Genomic DNA, 6726 nt, shown 5'->3' on the forward strand with positions numbered 1-6726 from the left:
TTTGGACGATAGTGAAGAAGCCGCACCAATCACATGGACAAAAGGTGACGTGGATCTGACCGGTTTCTGACCGGCTCGACGGAAGGGGCCGTGACGGCGGCCCCGCAGGCTCATGCCCTTAATAGGGTGGGCGCGGCGGGAATCCGGTGGTCCGCCACGATGCGGAGGCGGGCGGCGAGCCGGGCGATGACCGGATCCCAATCGCCGGGGCGTTCCTGCCGGAACAGGCGCATGGTCGGGTACCAGGGCGTGTCGTCTCGGCCGATCAGCCAGCGCCAGCAGGCGTCGAAGCGCGACAGCACCCAGACCGGCTTGCCCAGACCGCCAGCGAGATGGCACACCGACGTGTCGACCGAGATGACAAGATCGAGCTGCGTGATCAGGGCGGCGGTGTCGGCGAAGTCCGTGACCTCGTCCATCCAGTCGGTCAGGTCCATGCCGGGCGGCGGCATCCCGGCCTGGGCCGCCGGAGCGCCCTTCTGGAGGCTGATCCAGGCGATTCCCGGCACGGAGGCCAGCGGAGCGAGCGCCGCCAGCGGCAAGCTGCGCCGCCCGTCCACCGCGTTGGCGCCGAGGTGCGCGGCATGCGAGTCCCCGGCCCAGACCAGCCCGACCTTCAGTCGGCGCTCTCCGACCCGGTGTTCTCCCGTCAGGCGCTCCCGCCAGCGCGCCTCGTCGGCCGGCGCCGTGCGCAGATAGGGAACGGCGGCCGGGATGGTGTCCAGCGTCGTCCCGAACAGGCGCGGCAGGCTCAGCAGGGCGACCACGGCATCGCAGGGCGGCGGCGGTTCGTCCGACCGGTGGACCGCGGACACGCCGGGCATCAGGGAGACCAGCCGGACCAGCGACGGCTGCACCTGCGCCTCCACCCGCGCGCCGCGCGCGGCCAGCAGCGGGGCGTAGCGGATGAAGTGCAGCGTGTCCCCCTGTCCCTGCTCCGCGGTCAGCAGGATACGTCGGCCCGCCGGGTCGGTGCCGTCCCAGAGTGGAGCGTGATCCGGCGTCCTGGCGCCGCCCATGCGCCAGCGCGCCTCGTAGAGCCGCCAGCCGCGCGCCAGATCGCCCATCGCCAGCAGGTTCAGCGACAGATTGAAGCGGCCCACCGCTCCACCCGGGTCCAGCCGAGCGGCACGCCGATTGTAATGGGCGGCAATTTCCGGATGCTGCAGCGCGTGCAGGCCAAGCGCCAGATTGATCCAGGGTGTGGCCTCCCCCGGCGCCAGAAGCACGGCGCAACGGCCATGGGCGACCGCCGCGTCGAAGTCGCCCAGCATGGTGGCGACCACGCTGCGCATGGCGTAGGCGTTGGCGTTCTGCGGATCGATCCGGTGCAGCCGGCGGATCAGACGCAGCACCTCTGAAAAACGGCTGAGGCGGAAGGCGGCGCCGGCCAGCGCCCCGATCGCCTCCGGGGACGCCGGATCGAGCGCCAGGGTCCGCTGCAGAATGCCGACTCCCTCTTCCCGCGCCCAGGCATCGCCCCGCACCCGGTCCCCGTCCGTCAGGGCCGTGCCGAAGGCGACCAGCGCCTCCGGGCGGGCCGGGGTCAGCCGGACGGAGCGGAGCATCGCCCTCAGCCGGACCTCGTCGAGCGATTCGGCGCCGGCCAGCCTGGCGAGCCAGTCCCAGCCGGTGGGAAAGGCCGGGTCCACCGCCAGCGCCCGCAAGGCCAGACGCAGCGCCGCCCGCGGACAACCCTGCCCAGCGAACAGGACCGACCGCGCGCAGAGCGCCTGGGGATAATCCGGGCGCAGCGTCAGAGCCCGGGCGTTGACCGCCGCCGCCGCGCCATCCTGGCCGAGCGTGCGCAGCCCCTCACCCAGATTCATGTAACCGGCGGCGTGGCCGGGCGCTTGGACGATGGCGCATCGGTGACGGCGGACCAGGGACAGCGCCCATCGTTTGTCCGCCCATCGTTTGTTCGTGGGTGGGGCGGGGATACCGGTCTTCAAATCGGCCGTATGGTTCGCCGGCATGATCTGGTCCACCGCTGGAGGGAGGGGAGCGCTCAATTCGGGTCGAGGACGATGCCGTCGCGCAACGCGTAACCCACCCGCGGGATGGTGGTCACGGCGAGAGGAATGCCGGCGGAAACCTCGACGGTGCGGCGCAGGCGGCGGATCGCGGAGTCCAGGATCTGGCGGTCGCTGAATTCCGGATTGTGCCCGAGCGCGGCCAGCAGGTCGTCCCGCGGCGCGGCGTTGGGCGCGTGCAGGGCGAGCGCGGCCAGGAGTCTGGTTTGCTGATCGGCGAGACGCACGACCTGCAGGTCCGGACCGACCAGCAGGTGCGAGCGCTGCTTCAGCAGCCAGACCGGTGCGGCACCCTCGGAGGCCGGGGCTTCCACGCTCTTCCCGGCGGCTTCCATGCGGCGACGGCCCTTGACGGCAAGACCGCGGATCGCCGCGATCAGCTCATGCGTGTCCACGGGCTTGACGAAATAGATGTCAGCCCCAGCCTCGTACCCCGCCACCCGGTCGCTGGTGGTGCCGCGAGCGGTCAGCAGGATGGCCCCGATCCCCAGGGTGGTGACGTGTCCAAGCACCTCCAACCCGCTTTCATCCGGAAGGTTGACGTCGATCACCGCAACGTCCGGTCGCACTGATAAAGAACCTTTGTAGAAACTGAGCGCATCCGCAAAAGCACGGACATGAAAGCCGGCCCCATCGAGACAATCGGCAAGGGCATCTCGGAAATCTTCGTCGTCTTCCACGAGGAAAACCGAAACGTCATCGGGCGTCATAACCGTCCTTTACGCGACGAGCACCTTGTGGAAGAAAGTGCGGAGGAAAGACGATACTGTCTCTACGGCATTGCTCGCGAAAGGGGCAATAGGAATTAAAGCGAGACTCGGGTCAACAACCGCCCGAGGGTGCCGCACCCGGTGACATGGAACGTACCGACACGACGCAATCCCGATGTGGCACAATTTCGATACGGCATGGCGGCCGGCACAGCAGGCGGTATAGAGGGCGGGCCCATGCATCTGGACGGCAACACACTTTTCGCCATGACCGGAGTGATGATTTTCCTCTCGGCTCTGGTGGCCACGCTTCTCTACAAGCTCAACACCTCGGTGCCCGGTCCGCGGGGCTGGGCGTGGGGCAACATCCTGGTGGGGGTCTTTTTCCTGCTGCGGATGCTTCCCGCCCCGGTGCCGGAGTGGCTGAGCATCGCCGTCGCCAACGGCATTCTCCTGCTGGGCCAGGGCTTCACCTACATGGGAATGCGGCAGTTCGTCGGCCTGCCGCCCCTTCCGGCCGTTCCGTATGTGGCGGCCCTTCTGGTGGGGACGCCGCTGCTCTGGCTGCTCGACGACGGCAACGCGCGCGTCGCTCTGGTCAGCACCGGGCTGCTCGCCTTTTCGGTCGCCACCATCGCCGCTCTGGTCGGACGGTCCGACGGCAGCGTGATCGGCCGGCGGTTGGTGATCGGCCTGTTCGCCGTCAACGCGGTGATGCTGACGTTTCGCATCGCCATGGCTCTGGGCAGTTCGATCAACATGGTGCCGAACAATGGGGGTGGCGGTGGCACCATGGCGCTGGTTCTGTTCGTCTGGAACATCCCCTTCGTCTTCATCGGCTGCGCCGGAATGGTGCTGATGGTTGCCGAGCGGCTGGCCTCGCAGGAGGCCCGGCGCGCCGAAGCCTTGGCTGGCGAGGTGCGGGAACGCGAACGCGTTGCCCGGCTGCTGACGGAGAGCGAGCGGCAATTGAGCGATCTGGTCAGTTCCTCGCCGCTGCCGATCCTCGTGGTGTTTCCGGACAGCCTGACGGTCGCCTTCCTGAACCAGCGGGCCGCGGACCTGCTCGGCCCCATCCAAGGGACCGCCATCGGCGCCCGGCTGCCCGATCTGATCGACCTGGGCGCGGTGGGAGAGCCCGAAACCATGCTTCAGGCCCGGAGCCCTCCGCCGGGCGAGCCATGGGAGGCTGAAACGTTGGCCCGCCTGCCCGACGGACGGCGGCTGTGGCTGCGCGTGTCCGCCGCCGCGGTGGGATTCGCACGGCGCGAAGCGCTGATCGTCAACCTCAACGACATCTCCGTTCACAAGGACCTGGAACAGAGTCTGGACGCCGCGCGCCAAAAGGCCGAGACGGCCTTGGAGATCCAACGCAACGCCATGGCGGAGCAGCGAAACTTCCTGGCCATGGTGTCGCACGAGTTCCGCAACCCGCTGGCCGTCATCCACGTCGCGGTGGATGATCTGACCGGAGCGGGCGGCGAGTTGGCGGGACGAAGCCTCGACAAGCTGGCGCGCATCCGACGCGCAGCGCAGCGCATGCGCAAGCTGGTCGAGGACTGCCTCGCCGAGGATTGGCTGGAAGCGGCGAGCCTCACGCCGGCCCTGCAGCCGTTGGACACGGCGGACCTGACACGGTCGCTGTGCGCCGATTTGGCTTTGCTGCACCGTCATGCCACCTTTGCCGTCCATCTGCCGAGCGAGCCGGCAACGGTCATGGCTGATCCATCACTCCTGTCGGTGGCTCTGTCGAACCTGATCGACAACGCGGTCAAGTATTCCCATCCCTGTGAGGTCACCGTGACCCTGTCGGTGGAGCGCGGCACGGTGCAACTGCGCGTCCACAATCCGGGTGCAGCGATCCTGTCGGCCGATCTGGGCCACATCTTCGAAAAGTTTTACCGATCACCCAACGTCGGGCGGCGCGCCGGAGCAGGACTCGGTCTCTATCTTGTCAAACGCATCATAGAGGCTCACGCCGGGCGCATAGAGGTTGACAGCCGCGACGGTGCCGGAACCGCGTTCACCGTGCAGCTGCCCCCAGTCAATCCGGTGCGGGAAAAGAGCCTCCCGAACCCACGTCAAACCGCCATGAATGCGACCGTTGCCTCGGTTGAGATGGTCCACATATCCGGAACGATCGGATGAACTTGGTTGTCCAGCGAGGACCGACGGCCCCGATGATGGCGAAGCGGAAGCGGTGTTCTGGAGAGCCCAAGGCAAAAGCGAGGCTGCCCTGGGCCAGCCATCCGGACGATAAGAAAGGTCTGCACGGCCAGTCCGGCCGGTCGATACCTTAACAAGCCAGCCTTGAGCCCACATTAATGCCTGTAAGCGGACCACAACGGCGGAAAAATAGCGTTCCTCGGTGCCCGAGCCCTCGATTTCGACTGAAAGGGCGGAAATATGCAGCAGCCTTGGTGCTAAAACGGCACAATTCACCCCCAAAACCGGATCCAACATCCGAAATTGTCGACGAGGCTGGCGATGCAGCCTCATGACCCGAAGCGCCTTGATAGGACCTGCGGCCTGAAAACGCGAAAGGCCGGTCCCGAGTGGGAACCGGCCTTGGCGAACAGGTGATTTGGTTGCGGGGGCAGGATTTGAACCTGCGACCTTCAGGTTATGAGCCTGACGAGCTACCGGGCTGCTCCACCCCGCGGGTGTTGGGCTGCTGGGAACCGGCAGTGCGACGACGATTGTCAAGTGTGTTTGAAACCCATCCATCCAAGTCCTTGATGGCTTGGCGTGTGCCGTGGTGACCTGGCGGCGACCTACTCTCCCACGTCTTAAGACGCAGTACCATCGGCGCTGAGGCGTTTCACGGCCGAGTTCGGAATGGGATCGGGTGTTGGGAGCCTCGCCATGACCACCAGGTCACCAAGGCACACGCGAACCATCCGGACCGGACGGGCGGGTTTCGTTAAGTTTGAGGACGTTTGCTCTTGTTCTTTGCGGTGTTGGCTCGTGCGCCCAGGGCTTGCCGCTGCGCGCGGGCCGCCTGCTGGGAAGGATCAAGCCGATCGAGCGATTAGTAAGGCTCAGCTTCAGGCGTTGCCGCCCGTCCACATGCCTCCTATCGACGTGATGGTCTGTCACGGCTCTCAAGGGAGTTCTGGTTTTGAGGTGGGTTTCCCGCTTAGATGCTTTCAGCGGTTATCCCGTCCATACTTAGCTACCCGGCCATGCCACTGGCGTGACAACCGGTGCACCAGAGGTATGTCCATCCCGGTCCTCTCGTACTAGGGACAGATCCTCGCAAAACTCCGACACCCACGGCAGATAGGGACCGAACTGTCTCACGACGTTCTAAACCCAGCTCACGTACCACTTTAATCGGCGAACAGCCGAACCCTTGGGACCTGCTCCAGCCCCAGGATGTGATGAGCCGACATCGAGGTGCCAAACGACTCCGTCGATATGGACTCTTGGGAGTCATCAGCCTGTTATCCCCGGCGTACCTTTTATCCGTTGAGCGATGGCCCGTCCACGTGGGACCACCGGATCACTATGGCCGACTTTCGTCTCTGCTCGACTTGTCTGTCTTGCAGTCAGGCGGGCTTATGCCATTGCACTCGTCGAGCGATTTCCGACCGCTCTGAGCCCACCATCGCGCGCCTCCGTTACACTTTGGGAGGCGACCGCCCCAGTCAAACTACCCGCCATGCAGGGTCCCGGCTCCGGATCAACGGAGCGCGGTTAGATGCCAGAGACCTCAAGGGTGGTATTTCAAGGATGGCTCCACCCGAGCTGGCGCCCGGGCTTCCTAGCCTCCCACCTATCCTACACATGAGATCCCTAGCACCACTGCAAAGCTGTAGTAAAGGTGCACGGGGTCTTTCCGTCTGACCGCGGGTACTCCGCATCTTCACGGAGAGTTCAATTTCGCTGAGTTGGTGTTGGAGACAGCGGGGAAGTCGTTACGCCATTCGTGCAGGTCGGAACTTACCCGACAAGGAATTTCGCTACCTTAGGACCGTTAT

General features: G+C 65.6%; 3 protein-coding genes, 1 tRNA gene and 2 rRNA genes (1 of these 6 running past the window's edge). 1 reads left to right on the forward strand and 5 read right to left on the reverse strand.

Features of this window, described 5'->3' with window-relative positions:
* Positions 1 to 110: 110 nt before the first annotated feature.
* Together ACWPXE_RS28955 and ACWPXE_RS28960 are read right to left on the reverse strand one after the other, a co-directional pair.
* Positions 111 to 1976, reverse strand: a complete 1866-nt coding sequence (locus ACWPXE_RS28955) for a tetratricopeptide repeat protein (protein WP_454020597.1) — start codon at positions 1974 to 1976, stop codon at positions 111 to 113.
* 32 nt (positions 1977 to 2008) lie between these two features.
* Entirely contained in the window at positions 2009 to 2743 is a 735-nt protein-coding gene (locus ACWPXE_RS28960) for a response regulator transcription factor (protein ID WP_454020598.1), read from the reverse strand.
* 237 nt (positions 2744 to 2980) lie between these two features.
* Between ACWPXE_RS28960 and ACWPXE_RS28965 the strand changes: the two genes are divergently transcribed.
* A complete protein-coding gene (locus ACWPXE_RS28965; RefSeq protein ID WP_454020599.1) occupies positions 2981 to 4891 on the forward strand; it encodes an ATP-binding protein in 1911 nt (636 codons plus the stop codon).
* Between the two features lie 437 nt (positions 4892 to 5328).
* Here the strand turns inward: ACWPXE_RS28965 and ACWPXE_RS28970 are convergent.
* The 3 genes from ACWPXE_RS28970 to ACWPXE_RS28980 all read right to left on the reverse strand — a co-directional run.
* Positions 5329 to 5405: transfer RNA gene (locus ACWPXE_RS28970), tRNA-Met, on the reverse strand.
* A 99-nt stretch (positions 5406 to 5504) separates the two neighbouring features.
* A 5S ribosomal RNA gene (rrf, locus tag ACWPXE_RS28975) occupies positions 5505 to 5620 on the reverse strand.
* A gap of 133 nt (positions 5621 to 5753) precedes the next feature.
* Positions 5754 to 6726: ribosomal RNA gene (locus ACWPXE_RS28980) — 23S ribosomal RNA — on the reverse strand (it continues 1774 nt past the right edge of the window).

The sequence above is a fragment of the Azospirillum sp. Marseille-Q6669 genome, assembly GCF_965111635.1.

What these genes read in the sequence shown, in the direction of transcription:
- ACWPXE_RS28955 (WP_454020597.1), bottom strand. Translation starts at nt 1,976, where the DNA reads ATGCCGGCGAACCATACGGCCGATTTGAAGACCGGTATCCCCGCCCCA.
- ACWPXE_RS28960 (WP_454020598.1), bottom strand. Translation starts at nt 2,743, where the DNA reads ATGACGCCCGATGACGTTTCGGTTTTCCTCGTGGAAGACGACGAAGAT.
- ACWPXE_RS28965 (WP_454020599.1), top strand. Translation starts at nt 2,981, where the DNA reads ATGCATCTGGACGGCAACACACTTTTCGCCATGACCGGAGTGATGATT.